At 41.0% G+C, this 18,003-nt stretch carries 13 protein-coding genes; 9 read left to right on the top strand and 4 right to left on the bottom strand.

Annotation, left to right across the window (positions count from 1 at the left end; all coding sequences use genetic code 11):
• The first annotated feature begins 75 nt into the window (after positions 1-75).
• The 4 genes from LI149_RS05280 (at position 76) to LI149_RS05295 (ending at position 5,082) form a co-directional block, all read left to right on the top strand.
• Complete coding sequence (locus LI149_RS05280; RefSeq protein WP_022279853.1) at positions 76-993, top strand: ketopantoate reductase family protein; 918 nt, start codon at positions 76-78, stop codon at positions 991-993.
• Between the two features lie 232 nt (positions 994-1,225).
• Positions 1,226-2,473: a dicarboxylate/amino acid:cation symporter gene (locus tag LI149_RS05285; RefSeq protein ID WP_173785966.1), complete on the top strand. Its 1,248-nt coding sequence runs from the start codon at positions 1,226-1,228 to the stop codon at positions 2,471-2,473.
• Between the two features lie 154 nt (positions 2,474-2,627).
• Positions 2,628-4,184 (top strand): histidine kinase, encoded by a 1,557-nt coding sequence (locus LI149_RS05290; protein WP_227143054.1) that lies wholly within the window; start codon positions 2,628-2,630, stop codon positions 4,182-4,184.
• Positions 4,185-4,335: 151 nt separating this feature from the next.
• Entirely contained in the window at positions 4,336-5,082 is a 747-nt protein-coding gene (locus LI149_RS05295; RefSeq protein ID WP_227143055.1) for a LytTR family DNA-binding domain-containing protein, read from the top strand.
• 74 nt (positions 5,083-5,156) lie between these two features.
• On the opposite strand, the gene aroA is transcribed toward LI149_RS05295, so the two are convergent.
• Positions 5,157-6,455 carry a 3-phosphoshikimate 1-carboxyvinyltransferase gene (gene aroA / locus LI149_RS05300; protein ID WP_227143056.1) on the bottom strand — a complete coding sequence of 433 codons (1,299 nt, stop codon included), beginning with the start codon at positions 6,453-6,455 and terminating at the stop codon, positions 5,157-5,159.
• Positions 6,445-7,539, bottom strand: coding sequence for a prephenate dehydrogenase (locus LI149_RS05305; RefSeq protein WP_173785969.1), 1,095 nt, complete (start codon positions 7,537-7,539; stop codon positions 6,445-6,447). The genes aroA and LI149_RS05305 overlap by 11 nt, the downstream gene beginning before the upstream one ends.
• A 297-nt stretch (positions 7,540-7,836) precedes the next feature.
• Here LI149_RS05305 and LI149_RS05310 point away from each other — a divergent pair, with 297 nt between their 5' ends.
• The 4 genes from LI149_RS05310 to LI149_RS05325 all read left to right on the top strand — a co-directional run bounded on the left by LI149_RS05310 (position 7,837) and on the right by LI149_RS05325 (position 14,532).
• The gene (locus LI149_RS05310; protein ID WP_117613097.1) at positions 7,837-9,912 is read left to right on the top strand and encodes a translation factor GTPase family protein; all 2,076 of its coding nucleotides are present in this window, start codon (positions 7,837-7,839) and stop codon (positions 9,910-9,912) included.
• Between the two features lie 167 nt (positions 9,913-10,079).
• Positions 10,080-11,438, top strand: a complete 1,359-nt coding sequence (trkA, locus tag LI149_RS05315) for a Trk system potassium transporter TrkA (protein WP_117494045.1) — start codon at positions 10,080-10,082, stop codon at positions 11,436-11,438.
• A 13-nt stretch (positions 11,439-11,451) separates the two neighbouring features.
• Positions 11,452-12,900 carry a TrkH family potassium uptake protein gene (locus LI149_RS05320; protein ID WP_227143057.1) on the top strand — a complete coding sequence of 483 codons (1,449 nt, stop codon included), beginning with the start codon at positions 11,452-11,454 and terminating at the stop codon, positions 12,898-12,900.
• A gap of 12 nt (positions 12,901-12,912) precedes the next feature.
• Positions 12,913-14,532: a CvpA family protein gene (locus tag LI149_RS05325; RefSeq protein WP_227143058.1), complete on the top strand. Its 1,620-nt coding sequence runs from the start codon at positions 12,913-12,915 to the stop codon at positions 14,530-14,532.
• Positions 14,533-14,573: 41 nt separating this feature from the next.
• Here the strand turns inward: LI149_RS05325 and LI149_RS05330 are convergent, their stop codons facing one another.
• Together LI149_RS05330 and LI149_RS05335 are read right to left on the bottom strand one after the other, a co-directional pair.
• Positions 14,574-15,827: a CapA family protein gene (locus tag LI149_RS05330; protein ID WP_173785973.1), complete on the bottom strand. Its 1,254-nt coding sequence runs from the start codon at positions 15,825-15,827 to the stop codon at positions 14,574-14,576.
• A gap of 98 nt (positions 15,828-15,925) precedes the next feature.
• Entirely contained in the window at positions 15,926-16,348 is a 423-nt protein-coding gene (locus tag LI149_RS05335) for a hypothetical protein (RefSeq protein WP_227078627.1), read from the bottom strand.
• Positions 16,349-16,972: 624 nt separating this feature from the next.
• Between LI149_RS05335 and LI149_RS05340 the strand changes: the two genes are divergently transcribed.
• The gene (locus LI149_RS05340; protein ID WP_227143059.1) at positions 16,973-17,881 is read left to right on the top strand and encodes a selenium metabolism-associated LysR family transcriptional regulator; all 909 of its coding nucleotides are present in this window, start codon (positions 16,973-16,975) and stop codon (positions 17,879-17,881) included.
• Positions 17,882-18,003: the final 122 nt, after the last annotated feature.

Raw genomic sequence — 18,003 nt, forward strand, 5'->3', positions numbered from 1 at the left:
CAAAGTTTAAAATAGATTTTTAATTAGTATTGGAAGAAAGTATAAAATTAGTATAGTGTGCAAGGAGTGTGTGATATGGAAATTAAATCAGCGGCTTTGATTGGTGTTGGTGCGGTAGGCTCATATTTTGCGTATGGGCTTCCAGCTAAGTTAGGAGACCGCTTTTGTGTAATTGCTTCTGGAAAGCGGAAAGAACGTCTGGAAAAAGAAGGAATCTATATTAACGGTGCGAGATGTCCACTGAATCTGAAAACAGCGCAGGAAGCGGGAAAAGTAGATCTGGTATTGGTTGCGACGAAGCAGACTGCACTTCCTGAGATTATGGATGATATCTGCGCACTTGTGGGTGAGAATACGATTGTCTTAAGTCTTTTAAATGGCGTGACCAGCGAGGAGATTATTGGAAATGAAATTGGTATGGAGCATATGTTATATTCTCTGATGAGGATTGATGCTGTCCGTGACGGCAATCATATGGAACTCCATTTTGACCGGATTGCCGGAGTATTCTTTGGAGAGAAGGATCATACGGAGCCGACAGAACGTGTACAGGCAGTGTTAGATCTTTTTGAAGGAACTTCAGTGAGAGCCAATTTTGTGTCGGATATTATGACAGATCTGTGGCTGAAATATGTGAGTAACGTTTCCCAGAATCTTCCACAGGCGATTCTTGGCGTAGGTTTTGGCGCATATAAAGATAGCGAACACGTGCGGGCTGTTGCAACTGGACTATGGCAGGAAGTGGTTCAGGTGGCAGCAAAAAAAGGTGTGCGGCTTCCAGAACGTTTACTTCTCTTTCACGGAACCGTGAAAGAGGCGAGGTTCTCAACTTTGCAGGATCTGGATGCAGGAAGACACACAGAGATTGATATTTTCGCAGGTGAGATGATGCGTATGGGAAAAGAGTATGAAATTCCTGTTCCATATTGTGAATATACTTATCATATGATCAAAGCCTTAGAAGAAAAAAATGACGGGAAATTTAACTATTAAAATTTGCTACTGATAAAACGAAAAAACAACCGTTTAAGCATAATAAACCACACTTGAAACAGAATCTATTGACTTGTTCTGTGAAAAATATAGAATATAGTCAAACATATGGCACGGCCGTCCCATTGAATAAAGTCACATTTTAATAATTAACAGAGAAAAAGGTATATTCAGTGCAGATGAAATCTAAGAAGCACCGGATAATCTAAGAATGAGAAAGTGGGTTTCACAAATGGAAAATAAAAAGCGTTTTTCAATATCTCTGACAACTCAGATACTGATTGCTACAGCAGGTGGTATCGTGTTTGGAGCACTGGTCGGCGAGTGGGCTTCTAACCTGAAATTTATCGGAGATATCTTTATCAGACTGATCCAGATGTCAGTGGTATTGCTTGTTATGTCTGCTGTTGCTTCCGCAGTTGGTGGCGGCGATGGACAAGATGTTGGTAAGATGGGATTCCATACATTCAAATGGATCATTATCTTCACAGTTATTTCCGCTGGTTTAGGCGTAGCATTGTCTATGTTGTTACAGCCAGGTATCGGAGTTGAGATTGCAAGTGCAGCAGATGTAGCAAATTCATCTGTTGAGACAGGATCTATTCAGGATACGATTCTTGGATTTGTTCCAACAAACATCATTAATTCCATGGCTGAAGGTTCCATGGTTCCATGTATCGTATTCTCTCTTTTCTTTGGAGTTGCTATGGGCGCTTACGCAAAAGAGAGTGGTAACCGTAACATTATCGAGTGGGTACAGGGAATTAACGGTGTTATTACAAACATCATCAAAATTGTTATGAACGTTGCTCCAATTGGTATCTTCTGTCTGTTAGCTAACGTTGCCGGAACTACAGGATTTAAGGTAATCATTCCGATGCTCAAGTTCTTACTTGTACTTCTGATTGGTGATGCTATTCAGTTCCTGTTATTTGGACCATTTACAGCAGCAGTAACAAAGGTAAATATTTTCAAGATGCCTAAGAAGTTTGCTAAAATGTCTATGATGGCAGTTACAACAACTTCCGGAGCTATCTGCCTTCCAACTAAGATGGAAGATGAAGTTACAAAATTCGGTATCAGCCGTAAAGTCGCTGATTTCACAGGACCGATTACAATGTCCATGAACAGTTGTGGTGCAGCTCAGTGTTATGTAGCAGCAATCTTCTTCATGGCTCAGTCCACGGGAATTCAGATGACACCATATCAGATGGGAATGGCAATCCTTCTTTCCTGCCTGATGTGTCTTGGTACGATTTCTGTACCAGGCGGATCCGTTATCGTATATACATTCCTTGCAACATCACTTGGTCTGCCACTTGAAAGTATTGCAGTACTGATTGGTATTGACTGGTTCGCCGGAATGTTCCGTACACTGATGAACGTAGACATAGACGTTATGATCGGTCTGCTTGTAGCAAGCAAGCTTGGTGAGCTTGACCGTGATGTATACGATGAAAAGAAGACTGTTACTTATTAAGAGGCAGTCGTATAATTAGCCGTTTCGCTAAAAACATCATTCATAAATAACAAAGACCTCCGGCATACTTCGATATGTCGGGGGTTTTTGTTTCTAAAGTTTCATGATATAATTTGTGAAAAGTATTGTAAAGGACAGATAGGAGGAAGGATACGTGTCAATCAAAGATATCGTATATGCATTGATTGTAAATATCGCATTGCTTGCGATTATAGCGAATCTTTTATCCAGGATCCAGACAGTGCAAAAATTGATTCTGCAGGAAAAAAGAGGGTTGAAAGGAGATCTGATATTATCAATGATTTTCGCAGGCCTGATTATTTTATCGACCTGCATCGGAGTGAAGATTACATCTTACAGTTTGAATACAAGAGTCATTGGTGCAATGTCTGCAGGACTTCTTGGAGGACCGTTAGTGGGATTATATTCTTCAGCCATAGGAGCAATATATGTACTTATCTTCTCGACACCGAGAGCATTTGCAAGAGGGTCTGCTTTTGCTACAATTTTGTTCGGACTTTTGGGAGCAGGATTCTACCCTTATTTTCAAAGAGGCAAGTGGAAATATACGGATTTGTTCCTGCTGGCATGTTTTGCAGAAATCTGTGACATGGCATCTCTGCTTCGCATGACAGTATCACTGGAAGTAGCAGTAGATACAATTGTAGATGCTGCACTTCCAATGATTATTATGAATGCGATCGGGATGATTGTATTTATTTCCAATTTTAACGGGGTATTTATTTTTCAGGATCTGGAAAGCTCCAGACAGATTCAGAAGATGTCTGTACTTTCCCAAAAATGTCTTCCGCTTTTGCAAGATGGCGGGTTGAATAAAGCAGAAAATATGAAGATACTATCCGATATCATCTTGAAGGAGACACAGTGGTCCGGCATTTTGTTTACAGATCGGGAAAAGGTTATACAGTGGCAGTGCAAAGCGAAAGATGAACAGGCAATTTTCTATCAGGCAAAGTATGGAGATCCAATTCCGGAAATCTGCAGACAGGCAATGGAAGAAGGAAAACTTGTCAAATACGAAGCACAGACTGGAGAGAAAAAATGGATCCATACAGCACAGGATTACTCAATCAGTTCGGTGCCATTTCGGGTGAAGAATCAGTCAGTCGGAAGTCTGACGGTATGGATGAAACGTCAGTGGATGGACAGACAAAGTGAAATAGAGTTGTTACAGCATCTGATGACGCTTGGATCTTCGCAGCTTGCGGTATTAGAACTGGAACAGCAGAAGAATTTGCTTGCACAAGCCGAATTTAAGGCATTGCAGTTTCAGGTGAATCCACATTTTTTATTTAATGCATTGAATACCATATCGTGGGTATGCAGGGAAAATCCGGAGGAAGCGAGGAAACTTCTGCTTACACTGGCAGATTATTTTCGTTATAATTTAAATTATGATGCATATATGGTTCCGCTAAGAGAAGAATTGGAACATGTCAAAGATTATCTTCAGATTGAGAAGGCAAGATTTGAGGAGAAGATGCAGGTGACTTATGAGGTGCCAGAGAAAATGGAAATTCTGGTTCCAACGTTGATTTTACAGCCGCTTGTAGAAAATGCAGTGCGATATGGAATTGACCGGACCGGATGCCGTTATGTCTATATTGGAATTACTGAGGAAGCAGATGCATACCGGGTAGAAATTTCAGATCATGGGAAAGATTTCCAGAAGAAGTACTGGAAAAAATAGCAAAAGATGAACCGGTAGGAAGCAGCATCGGGATTCAGAATGTACATAAGCGTATGAAGAGTGTATATGGAGAGGAATGTGGACTTCAGATTCAGAGTACGCCTAAGGGAAGTACTGTGAAGTTATACTTTTATAAAGGGGTGAAGGAAGCATGAGAATAGCGATCGTAGATGATGAAAGACCGGCAAGAAGTGAACTGAGGCATCAGATTCAGGAATTACTGAAAGAGGCAGAAATAGTAGAAGGAGACAGCGGTGCAGCAGCATTACAGCTTGCAGGAGACGGAAAGTATGAACTGTTCTTTCTCGATATTAACCTGGGAGATATATCAGGCACTGTACTTGTAAATGCAATTCACAATATGCAGCCACAGGCAAAAATCATATTTGTGACAGCTTATTCCGAATATGCAGTTGAGGCATTTGAATTGGGGGTAGAGGATTATGTGATGAAGCCCTTTGACCAGAAGCGGATTCAAAAAGTGCTGGATAGATGTAAAGTTGGCAGGAAAGAAGAAAATGCACAGCATGCAGATTCACAAAGCCAGGAAAAACAGGCGACGATCCGCCGCCTGGCAATTAACAGTGACGGAAGAACTATTATTGAAAATGTGGAAGATATTGTTTACATTGAGACATATAACCGAGGCTGTAAGATTTACACAACAGAAGGGGAATACTGCGAAAACAAATCTATCGGGGAATATGAAAAGAAGCTGGATCCAGAACAGTTTTTCAGGATTCACAAAAGCATTATTATAAATCTTGATAAAGTACGGGAAGTATTCCCATGGGGAAGTAACAGCTTCAGTTTGCGCATGCGGGGATATGAAGATCAGATCCTGCCAATTGCCAGAGATAAGACCAGGATATTAAAACAGCATTTAATGGGTCTGTAGATCAGCTGAATTAATTTGACACGTAGTGAAATGCAAAAGCACTACGTGTCAAATTGCGTTTTACGATGCCGCTTTTATTGGCATCCGTCCAGAATCTCGAAAAATTCAGGGTAAGATACATCAACGCACTGGCTGTCGTGTATGATGGTATCTCCATCGGCGCTAAGTGCTGCAATTGCAAAGGCCATGGCAATCCGGTGATCCAGATAACTGTTGATCTTTGCACCGTGAAGAGCATGTCCACCTTGAATGATCATTCCATCGTCAGTCGGGGTTATGTCAGCGCCCATGGATCTTAAAGCCTCTGTTGTCGTGTCGATTCGATTTGTTTCTTTCACTTTTAATTCGGCCGCATCTTTGATGATAGTGGTACCTTCGGCGCAGGCTGCCATGACGGCAATCATTGGAATTTCGTCAATGAGCGTCGGAATCAATGCACCTTCTATCGTTGTGCCATGCAGTTTACTTGTACGGACAAGAATATCCGCGCGAGGCTCACCTCCCTCAAGTGATTCGTTGACCAGAGTAATGTCAGCGCTCATATTTCTGCACACTTCCAAAAAGCCTGCGCGGGTTTTGTTAATTCCTACATTTTTTACAAGCAGCTCAGAATCCAAAGTTAAAAGTCCGGCTGCAATAAAGTAAGCAGCGGAGGAGATGTCTCCCGGTACGCAGATAGACTGACCGTATAGTTCCTGACATGGTTTTACATGTGCTGTGGCAGTACCGTCAGGGTTGACTGTGGAAGTGATATCAGCACCAAAGCTTTTCAGCATCAGTTCTGTGTGATTTCTGGACAAAGCCGGTTCTGTAACAGAAGTTTCGCCATCTGCATAAAGTCCTGCAAGAAGTATGGCAGATTTGACCTGTGCGGAAGCTACCGGTGAAGTGTAATCGATTCCATGCAGCATGCCTGGCTCGATTTTTAACGGAGCACACAGATCACCGTTTACACTTGTGATATGTGCCCCCATCTGAGTGAGAGGTGTAATAACACGACCCATCGGCCGGGAGTTCAAAGATGCATCACCGGACATCACACTTGTAAAGTCCTGGGCAGACAAAATACCAGACATCAGGCGAGTTGTTGTGCCGCTGTTTCCTACATTTAAAATATCTTTTGGTGCGGCCAGACCGTGCATGCCTTTTCCGTGAACAATTATTTTCTCTGGAGTACGGTCAATTTGAATCCCCATAGACTGGAAACAGCCGATAGTAGACAGGCAGTCAGCACCTTCTAAAAAGTTAGTGATTTCTGTTGTGCCAAGTGCAAGTGCACCTAACATAATGGAACGGTGAGAGATGGACTTGTCTCCCGGAATCATAATTTCGCCATGCAATCCTTTGCATGGGCAGATAATTCTATCGCTCATATACAATATACCTGAATTTCTGCAGTAACTCTGCGGCCTTCTTAGAGGAAGACTCATCGTAGAATTCTATACGCAGAACCCCTTCTTCAAATTCTCTGTTGTGCACAATTCCTATATTCTTGATACTGAGACCATTCGAAGCGAGAATTGTTGCAATGGCTGCGATTCCACCAGCTTCATCAATAATATCACAGTATACTTCAAATGCCTTTTTAATCGGACCAGACGATGCTCCCGGAAGTGAATTCCGGTATATTCTGGAGGAATCAAACCAGTCATAGATTGCCTGCCCATCTCCGGAATCAATCATGCTCTTTACTTCTTCCAGATATTTAATATAAGAAGCAAGAATCTGTGAAATGTTGTCTTTATTCTTTAGACAAATGTGTTGCCACATGGTCGGTGAGGAGGAGGCAATACGCGTGATATCTTTAAATCCTCCGGCAGCCAGACGTTTCATCAACTCGTTTTTTGTATCGCTGTCCTTTACGTAATTGACCAGCGTTGCAGCAATGATATGCGGCAGATGACTGATAGTGCCTGTAATATAGTCATGTTCTTTGTAGTCCAGAATAATTGGAAGTGCATGGATTGTAGAGACAAGCTGCTCATATTTATCTATTTTTTCCTGAGATACTTCTTTTGAAGGAGTCAGAACAAAATAAGCATTTTCCAGAATCATTGCTTTGGAATTGGCATAACCGCTTTTTTCAGAGCCAGCCATCGGGTGTCCTCCGATGAAATATTTCTCAATGCCAAGCTTAATAACTTCCTCATGGATATTAGTTTTTACACTGCCTACATCGGTCAGAATACAAGCGTCGTTCAGATATTCTGTCAACTGCTTCAGATATGCTACATTAAAAGCAACCGGCGCGCATAAAAATATGTAGGAACAGTTGCGAAAATTATCATCAATAGTAGTTGCCGCAACATCAATGACGGATTCCTGGGTAGCGAGTGCCAGAGCTTCTTTATTTTTATCAAAGGCTACGATTTCGTAATCCGGAAAGTAGGTTCGAATTGCTTTTGCAAGAGAACCGCCGATGAGTCCGAGACCGATAAAGCCGACCTTTTCTTTCATAGTAAAACCTCCTGATGTTTCATAAGACAAAAAATATGTCTGTCAATTATTGTAACTTGCTTACTTATGATTTGTCAATGCTTTGTTGCTTTAAAGCAACAAAGCGAAAACTGAATTTTAAGGCAAAAATGTTTGTACATCGCAAAAGTTAGAAAATTAATCAATATTTCATATAATATTTGCACAAAATAGTTGTAATAATTCGATTTGTTTAGTACAATATACACATGGGATATCAGGAAGAAGTATTATAAAGAATTCTTGAGAATTACTACATAATATAAGGAGGCAACCAATATGAAAGTTTACAGAACGGACGAGATCAGAAATGTTGTCCTGTTAGGGCACGGGGGCAGTGGTAAGACAAGTCTTGTTGAGGCCATGGCGTATGTATCAGGCGCAACGAATCGTATGGGAAAAGTAGCGGACAAGAATACGATCAGTGATTTTGATAAGGAAGAACAGAAACGTGGATTTTCTCTTAGCACTACCCTGACACCAATCGAATGGGAAAAGGCAAAGATCAATGTGTTAGATACTCCGGGATATTTTGATTTTGTAGGAGAAGTGGAAGAGGCAGTCAGTGCAGCAGATGCGGCAGTTATTGTCGTATCCGGTAAAGCAGGTGTAGAGGTCGGAACAGAAAAAGCCTGGGCACTTTGTGACAAGTACAATCTTCCGAGAATGGTATATGTAACAGAGATGGATGTGGATGATGCCAGCTTCAGACAGGTCGTTCAGGATCTGACAGATAAGTTTGGTAAAGTCATTGCACCACATTTCCAGCCAATCCGTGAGAATGAGAAACTGGTCGGATATGTCAATGTCATCAAGAATGCAGGACGCCGTTATACAGGTCTTGGACAGAGAGAGGAATGTGAGATTCCAGATTACTGTAAACCGAACCTGGAGATGTACCGTGAGAAGCTTCTGGAAGCAGTCGCAGAGATTAGTGACGAATATATGGAGCGCTATTTTGCAGGAGACGAGTTCTCAGTAGAAGAAATCCGTTCTGCCATGAGAACAGAGGTTATGGAAGGAAGTATTGTCCCAGTGGCTATGGGATCTAATATCCAGGCACAGGGTGTCGCCAATCTTCTGTCCGATATTGTAAGATTCTTCCCAAGTCCGGACTGGAGAGAATGTGCAGGTATCAATCGCAAGACAAATGAGATTTATGAAGCAAATTATGATTTTGCAAGAGCCAAATCAGCTTATGTATTTAAGACAATGGTTGATCCGTTTATTGGAAAATATTCATTTATTAAAGTTTGCTCCGGTGTATTAAAAGGTGACGATACACTTTATAATGCAGACACAGATACAGATGAGAAGCTTGGTAAGATTTACACGATGTTCGGTAACAAACCAGTGGAAGTCAGTGAGCTGTTTGCAGGAGATATCGGTGCTATCGCAAAACTGACCGCAACAAGAACAGGGGATACATTGTCCACAAAGACAACACCGGTTCTTTATGGTAAGACAGAATATTCAAAACCTTATACATATATGAAATATGTAACAAAGAATAAAGGCGATGAAGATAAAGTATCTCAGGCACTTCAGAAAATGATGGCAGAAGATGTAACACTTAAGGTAGTCAATGACAGCGAGAATCGTCAGGCACTTCTTTATGGTATTGGAGATCAGCATCTGGAGATTGCAGTCAGCAAGTTATTAGACCGTTACAAATGCGAAGTAACACTGGAGACTCCGAAGGTTGCATTCCGTGAGACAATCCGCAAACAGTCTGATGTAGACAGCAAATATAAAAAACAATCCGGTGGACATGGACAGTACGGACATGTGAAGATGCGCTTTGCTCCGTCAGGAGACCTGGAAATACCTTATGAATTTGATGAAGAAGTTGTAGGAGGAGCAGTTCCGAAGAATTATTTCCCGGCAGTAGAAAAAGGACTTCAGGAATCTGTAGTGAAAGGTCCTCTTGCAGGATACCCGGTTGTTGGTGTCAAAGCTACACTGTACGATGGATCTTACCACCCGGTAGACTCTTCTGAGATGGCATTTAAGACTGCTACGATCCAGGCATTTAAGAAAGGATTTATGGAGGCATCTCCAGTACTTCTTGAGCCAATCGTATCTGTGAAAGTAACAGTTCCGGATGAGTACACCGGAGATGTAATGGGAGATCTTAACAAGAGACGTGGCCGTGTGCTTGGTATGACGCCGGTTGGCGCGGGAAATCAGATCGTAGAAGCAGATGTCCCGATGACAGGATTATTCGGATACTGCACGACATTACGCTCTATGACAGGTGGACGAGGAACTTATGAATATACATTTGCACGTTATGAACAGGCACCTTCAGAAGTACAAGAAGCAGAAATCGCAAAAAGGGCCGCTGAAGAATAGAAAGATAAGAAAAAGTTAATTAAAGTTTTAACAGGAGAAAAGCCCGTTTAGGGCTTTTTTTCTGTGATTAAAAGTGCTATAATCTCTATACCTATATGCAGTTTTATAAATAGTAATTTTCAGGCATTCAGTGAAAATATAAAGAAGAATATAACGAGGGATAAGAAATGAAAATAGTGATTATCGGCGATGGAAAGGTAGGTCATAAGCTGACAACACAGTTGTCAGAAGAAGATTATGACATTACCCTGATTGACCAAAATGCCGGGAAGCTGAAAGCAGCTTTGAACAATCTGGACATTTTCTGTATTAATGGAAATGGTGCGGATGCAGAAGTTTTAAAACAGGCGGATGTGCCGCATGCAGACATTGTGATTGCATGTACATCTACAGATGAGATGAATATGATCAGTTGTCTTCTGGCAAAGCGACTTGGTGCCAAGCATACCATCGCAAGGGTGAGAAATCCTCTTTATTATCGCCAGATGGAATTGTTGAAGGAAGACCTGCATCTTAGTATGGCGGTCAATCCAGAGCTGGCAGCAGCTAATGAGATATCAAGAATGTTGCTTTTCCCAGAGGCGAATAAAGTCGAATCATTCATGAAAGGAAGAGTGGAACTGGTAGAGTTCCCGATTTCTGAGACAAGCCCGATCGTGGGATTATCACTGGCAGAGATTAACAAGAAATATGAATTCCAGATTCTTGTATGCGCCATCAAGCGTGGTGAGCAGGTCTATATTCCGGATGGTAATTTTGTAATTGAAAAGGGAGACCGTATGCATGTGGTCGCATCACATCAGAATCTGAAATCGTTCTTCCGTGCACTTGGACATAAGGAAGAGAAAGTGAAGAAGGTTATGATCTGTGGTGGCGGTCATGTATGTTTTTATCTTGCAGTTCAGTTGCAACAGGCTGGCATGCAGGTGAAGATCATCGAGCAGAATCAGGCAAGATGTGAGGAATTGTGTGAATTACTTCCGAAGGCAACGATTATTCATGGAGATGCGACGGATCAGGAGCTTTTGATTGAAGAAGGCCTTGAGAATGCCAATGCCATTGTTGCCCTGACCGGCATGGATGAAGAGAATATTATGATGGCACTTTTTGCAAAGACAAGAGGGATCAAGAAAATTGTTGCGAAGGTCAATGCAGATACAAGAGCACAGATGGTAGAGAGTCTTGGAATTGAGAGTACGGTTTCTGCCAAGAGCGCGACAGCAGATGCAATCCTTGCTTACGTTAAGGCAAGAATGAATTCTTACAGCAGTGCCAATATTGAGACGATGTACCGACTGCTGAATGGCAAGATTGTAGCACAGGAATACATCATTAACAAAGAATGTGATTTCACAAATACTCCGTTAAAAGATCTGCCTACTAAGCCGAATAACCTGATTGCATGTATCGGACGCCACAGAAGAATTATCATTCCGAATGGTGACGATCATCTGGAAGTCGGTGATAGTGTCATTGTGATCGCGAAAGAGCACACGATCAATGATTTCAAAGATATACTTGCGTAGGGAGTCATAAGATATGAATGGGAAAATGGTACGTTATATCCTTGGCAGAATGTTGGGGGTAGAAGCATTGCTCTTGCTTCTTCCGGCATTTGTAGGAATATTATATGGGGAAGAAAAAGAAGCCCTGACATTTGTGATACCGGCAGTGATTCTGACATGCATTTTTGTAGTAGCCGGAAGAAAGAGACCGGAGGGACAGGTGATTTATGGAAAGGAAGGTATGGTTGTTGTTGCCAGTGCCTGGATCACATGGTCCTTATTTGGAGCACTTCCATTTACATTGTCCGGAAGTATTCCGAATTTTGTAGATGCATTTTTTGAGACTGTATCTGGATTTACAACAACTGGATCGTCCATCTTAAGAGATGTAGAAGCATTACCACAGTGTATGCTGTTCTGGCGAAGTTTCACTCACTGGATTGGAGGTATGGGAGTGCTTGTCTTTGTTCTGATGCTGACGAATCTGGACAAGAAGAATTCCATGTATCTGATGCGTGCAGAAGTTCCGGGACCGGAGAAAGATAAGCTTGTTCCAAAGACCAAAACGACAGCAAGAATTCTGTATGGAATTTATTTTGGACTGACACTGATCCTGGTCATTCTTCTTATGTTTGGAGGAATGAATCTGTTCGACAGTCTGATTCATGCGTTTGGCTCTGCAGGAACCGGAGGATTTTCTAATTATGCAGATAGTGTAGGATATTTTAACAGTGCATATATTGACTACGTTATTTCAATTTTTATGATTCTGTTTGGAATCAACTTTAACCTGTATTATTTTATGCTCCTGGGAGACTTTAAAGCATTCTGGAAAAATGAAGAACTTCGAGTGTATCTTGGAATTATTGCGACAGCAACAATTCTGATCACTTTGAATACAAATCAGATGTATGGCAGTATCATGAAAGCATTCCGGTACGCCTTGTTCCAGGTATCAACGATCATTACGACAACGGGTTATGCGACGACAGATTTCAATCTTTGGCCGACATTCTCCCAGTGTATTGTAGTGCTGCTGATGATCATTGGAGCCTGTGCATCTTCCACCGGAGGCGGTATTAAAGTGTCACGTCTCATGATTGTATTCAAAGGAGTAAAACGAGAAATCAAGCAGCTTGTGCATCCGAAATCTGTGAATCTGATCCGGATCAATAGAAAGAAGATTAGCGATGAGACTTTACGAGGGGTCTATGTATATCTGATGGCATATGCACTGCTGGCAATTGTATCTGTGTTGATCATTTCTTTGGATAATCAGGACTTTACTACGACATTTACATCTGTAATGGCAACACTTAATAATATTGGACCGGGACTTTCGGCAGTCGGACCGACCGGAAATTTTGCAGATTTTTCAATCTTGTCAAAGATTGTATTCTGTATAGATATGCTTGCAGGACGTCTGGAAATCTTCCCGTTCCTTACTTTCCTTACTATGTTTGCATGGAAGAGAAAGTTTTAAAAGGAGAAAGTTATGAAAACAAAGACAAAAGGTTTAATAGCCCTGATTGTAGTATTCGTTGCAGCAATTTATTATTATGTGACTATACCGGCAATCAACATTCACTCTACAGATACGTGGGGAGCAGTATTATTTCTAATCGTAATAGCTTTAATTGTGAAACTCTTTTTTTATGGATTCAGAAATCCTGCGAAAATTCGTATCAGCGATTTGAAAGAGAGCAAAATACTCCGGGCAGGCGTGATACTTTTGCTTGTGCTTGGTGCAGTTTATTTGATTGGAAGTATTTTATCTTCCCCGATTGTTAATGCGAAGAAATATCAGAAGCTGATGAAGGTAGAGCAGGGAAATTTTACAGAAGATGTAGAAGAACTTTCCTTTGATAAGATTCCGCTTTTGGACAGAGATACTGCCGCACTTTTGGGAGACCGTAAGATGGGAAGTATGGTAGATATGGTTTCGCAGTTTGAGGCAGACGACATTTATTCCCAGATTAATTATAAGGATAATCCGGTGCGTGTAACGCCGCTTCGCTATGCCAGCGTTATTAAGTGGTTTACGAACCGCTCAGAAGGAATACCGGCATATATTCGTATTAATATGGCAAATCAGAATACGGAGCTTGTAAAGCTGGATAAAGGCATGAAATATGTGAACAGTGAGTACTTTAACCGGAATATTTACCGGCATCTGCGATTTGCACATCCGACATACATTTACGGGGATTTGAGCTTTGAAATCGATGATGATGGTGTGCCATACTGGATCGCACCGGTGAAAAAATATAACATTGGTCTGTTTGGCGGTGAGACGATCGGTAAGGTTGTGATCTGTAATGCTATTACTGGTGAAACAACGACTTATAAGACAACGGATGTTCCGGAATGGGTAGACAGAGTCTATTCTGCGGATCTTCTTGTCAATTTGTTTGATTATTATGGAACATTGAAACATGGATTTTTTAACAGTGTGCTGAGTCAGAAAGACTGCTTGAAGACAACAGATGGTTACAATTATCTTGCACTGGACGATGACGTATGGATGTACACAGGCGTGACTTCGGTTAACGGGGATCAGTCTAATGTTGGATTTGTATTATCCAATCAGAGAACAATGGAAACAAAGTATTATGAATGTGAGGGAGCAACAGAAGCTTCCGCTATGTCTTCAGCAGAAGGACAGGTGCAGAATCTGAAGTATACCGCAACATTTCCACTGCTTCTTAATATATCCGGAGAACCGACGTATTTTATCGCATTAAAGGATGATGCAGGACTGGTTAAGAAATATGCCATGGTAAATGTGCAGAAATATCAGATCGTTGCTATCGGAGACAGTGTGAGTCAGTGTGAGGACAATTATCTGGATCTGCTCTTAAGCAATGGTGTGAAAGAAGAAGCGAAGGACGACAGAGAAATCAAGACAATCACCGGAGAGATTACCAAGATTGCCCAGGCGGTCATTGATGGAACTTCTCATTATTACCTGATGATTGATGGTTCCGCGGATATTTTTGATGTGTCTGTAGTTGATTACATTGATGTAGTCCGGTGTGAAGCAGGGCAGACTGTGACGATGGAATATAAGAAAGGTGAGAAGACAGATACAGTTGTAAGCCTTAAAATTAAGTAACATTTGTGAATAAAATGAAAATGAAAAATACAGCGGAAGGATTAGAGCCCTTCGCTGTATTTTTCTATCTTTTGTCTGACGCGTTCTGCCTCATCACCTTCAAGAGGTGTCGGACAGTAATCGTTTTTATTACTGGAAGAAGACAGAGAACAAGGAATGATGTTAATGTTATCGTCATCTGCAACTTTACCGTCTGCGTCGATGGTAAAAGTCTGTTGGAAGATCATCGTATCCTTATCAGAAGGATTTTTATTTCCTCCAAAACAGAAGTTTCCAAGACTGTAGGCGATATATTTTCCATTATACTTTTCAATGCCTTCCAGTACATGTGGGTGATGACCAATGACAAGGTCGGCTCCTTCATCGATGGCCAGATGTGCAAGTTTTTTCTGGGTAGCATTTGGGGTGTATTCTTTTTCAATTCCCCAGTGGAAATTGACGATAATAATCTGTGCTCCTGCATTTTTTAATGCCTGGATATTTTCTTTGACTTGCGTTGCTTTCTGCTCATGCTCGGCAAGTTCATAGATGCCGGTAAGTCCAACTTTGATACCTTTTACATCAACCACAACGACATTTTCATAGCCAAATGTAGCAATGCCTGCATTTGACAGATTTTCGATGGTATCTTCCTGGCTTTTTGTGCCGTAGTCTTTGCTGTGGTTGTTTGCAATATTGGCGGCTTCCACGGAACTTCCGGTCAAAATGTCGGTGTATTTGGCAGGTCCTTTAAATGCAAAGGTTTTATCAGCCCGGCTCGTCTCTTCGGTTAGTGTTCCTTCAAAGTTCACAACAGACAAATCATCAGCTTCTAAGATAGAACGAACATTTTTTAAGAAATAGTCTGCGCCATATTCGTTGTAGTAAGCATTAAAGCTGGTGGACTGATCAAAACCTTCATCAGTTCCAAGTGTGCAGTCCCCCATAGAACTTATAGTGATGGTGGTAGGTCCCTTTGAGGAGCTGCCTTTCTTTTTCTTGCCAGAGTTATTGTCTGTGTTAATGACAAGTTCTTGCGTTTTTACAGCAGAAGTGTCAATTTTTTCTTTGGAAGAGGAAGTGTCCTTGCTTTTGGCTGTCTGCTTCTGGGAAGTCTTAGCGACTTCTTTCGTGTCAGTATGTTTATGCAACAGATGACTGATGCCATATATTGTGCCAAATAGAATCAGACAGACTGTACATAACATGCCTCCGAGCAGCATGGCGCGTTTCCTTTTTCTGCGTCTGAGGCGTCTGCGCCTGGCTTCCATCTGGCGTCTTTTTGATGCTTTGATTCCTGAATTGTTATCGCTCATAGTATTTTGTTACCTTCTCATTCGTTGTAGAAAATATGCATAAAAACGGACAGCCTATTTTAAGATAGACTGTCCGCTTGTTTCATTATTTGATCCATTTAATTTAAAAGAGTGCAGCCATCCAAATTAATGTCCTTTAATTCTGCTTTTTCTGCGCTGATACTTACATAAAACTTGATACCGCATTCCTCGGAGAGTTTTTTCAGACGGTCAATAAATCCTGGAATATTCTCAATGGAAATATCTGCGTGTTTTAAAATACCATCGATAAAGATGCACTCAATATCGTGGTTGGAGCTATACATTCCATATAAGAAACCAATGTACTCATCGGTATTCGTAATAGATGGAAAATCATCCATACAAATTGTACGGATATCAAATGCAACACTTGCGGTATCGCGATGCGTCTTTTTGATAAAAACGACATTACCTTTACATTCTTTCGCCTGCTTATTTGCCTGCTCGATCATTTGTTGTGTTTTTCCGCTGCCTTTAGGGCCAGTTAATAAATTTACCATGGCAAACTCTCCTTTATGTATAATATTATACCGGGCATATCCGGTATCGAATAGTTGATGTTTATATTATACACTAAAGTGCAGACAGTAACAACCTGAAAAAAGAAGTTTTTAGACGATTTCGCGAGAATTTTAGAATAATCTTAGAATAAGCGTAAAAGTTAAAGATGGCATTGGAAAAATGCAAACCGGTCTTCACACTTGTAAAAAATAAAAATCAATACAAACCACAGAAATGTGGGATTTTTCATGTCATAATTTAATTATTTTTAGGTTGTGATTATAATAGCAGATAGAAAATGAAATAGATAAATATCAATAATCTTGATAAATAAAAGAAAATCTATTGGAAACGTTAATAAAGTATAGAAAAATTCAATAAAACTATGAAAACTATCAATTCGACATTTGAGACGAGGAGATTTAAAATATATATTAGCTGGGAGTCAATCCCCCAGCTGATATAGCCTCCGGCAGGGCGCACATTGTCCGGTGGACAATGGTTTTGCGCCGACCGAAACGGAGTGTAGACTTGCAGAGGTGCGCAGCAAGAATGCCGAGGCATTCTTGAAATTAAAAAGACATTTTTTAGAAAGACATGGGGAAAAGAGGAAAAAGAGAATAATGAGATTGGATTACATAAGAAGTTTTATTAATGTTGTCAACTGTAAAAGCTTTTCTGTTGCTGCAAAAAAAGCATTCGTCTCACAGCCGACAATCAGTACTCATATCAAGCAATTGGAAGTGGAATTGGGAGTCCAGCTTTTGGTTAGATCAACAAAAGATGTGATATTGTCAGAAGAGGGAGTTCTGTTTTATCCATATGCAGTCAGGCTTCTGGAGACGGAAAATGAGGCACTGGCACATTTGAATAAGACGGAAGCAAAAGTAAAAGGAACTGTAACGATTGCTGCTTCATCAGTTCCGGGGAATTATATTCTTCCGAGGATTTTGAAACAGACCAGACTTAAATATCCTGAGATCGATTATCGTATGTTGGAAGGAGACAGCAGTCAGGTAATCCAGTCGGTCTTAAGATTTGAAGCAGATCTTGGAATAGGGAGTATCCGTACCAATCATGAGAAATGTATGTGTATGCCGCTTCTAAAAGATCAGATTGTACTTGCGACACCGAATACAGAAGAATATCGGAGTCTGAATGGGGTATTTCCGCTTGATAAGCTGAAGAAAGAGACATTTGTTATACGGGAATCAGGCAGTGGAACAAAGATTGCATATGAAAGCATTGAGAAAGCGCTGGATCTGCATGCAAAGCCGTTGAAGATTGCCATGCAGGCAGAATCTTCCGATCTGGTCCGGAGAAGTGTAGAAGAAGGAATGGGAGTTGCATTTGTAAGTAGTCTGGCAATTCAGGATTCTTTGGCATTGGGGAAATTATTGAAGTTTGAATTCCCGAATGTAAATACAGAGAGACAGATTTATCTTTTGTATCATAAAGACCGGATTATGACGCTTCCTATTACTAGTGCGATTAAGTCTATCAGACAGCAATGTCAGAAGATTTCAGGTTAATACTTGAACAGTATTATTTCCTATAGAAATCCTGCTCCCCCTGCAGGGTTTGCCATAATTAAGAATGTGCAAAAAAGAAAGAAGCGTGTTTCAGTTAATAGAAATACGCTTCTTTCTTCCTA

It is taken from the genome of Dorea sp. 210702-DFI.3.17 (assembly GCF_020560825.1).
In the GTDB taxonomy this organism is placed as follows: Bacteria; Bacillota; Clostridia; order Lachnospirales; family Lachnospiraceae; genus Dorea; species Dorea formicigenerans.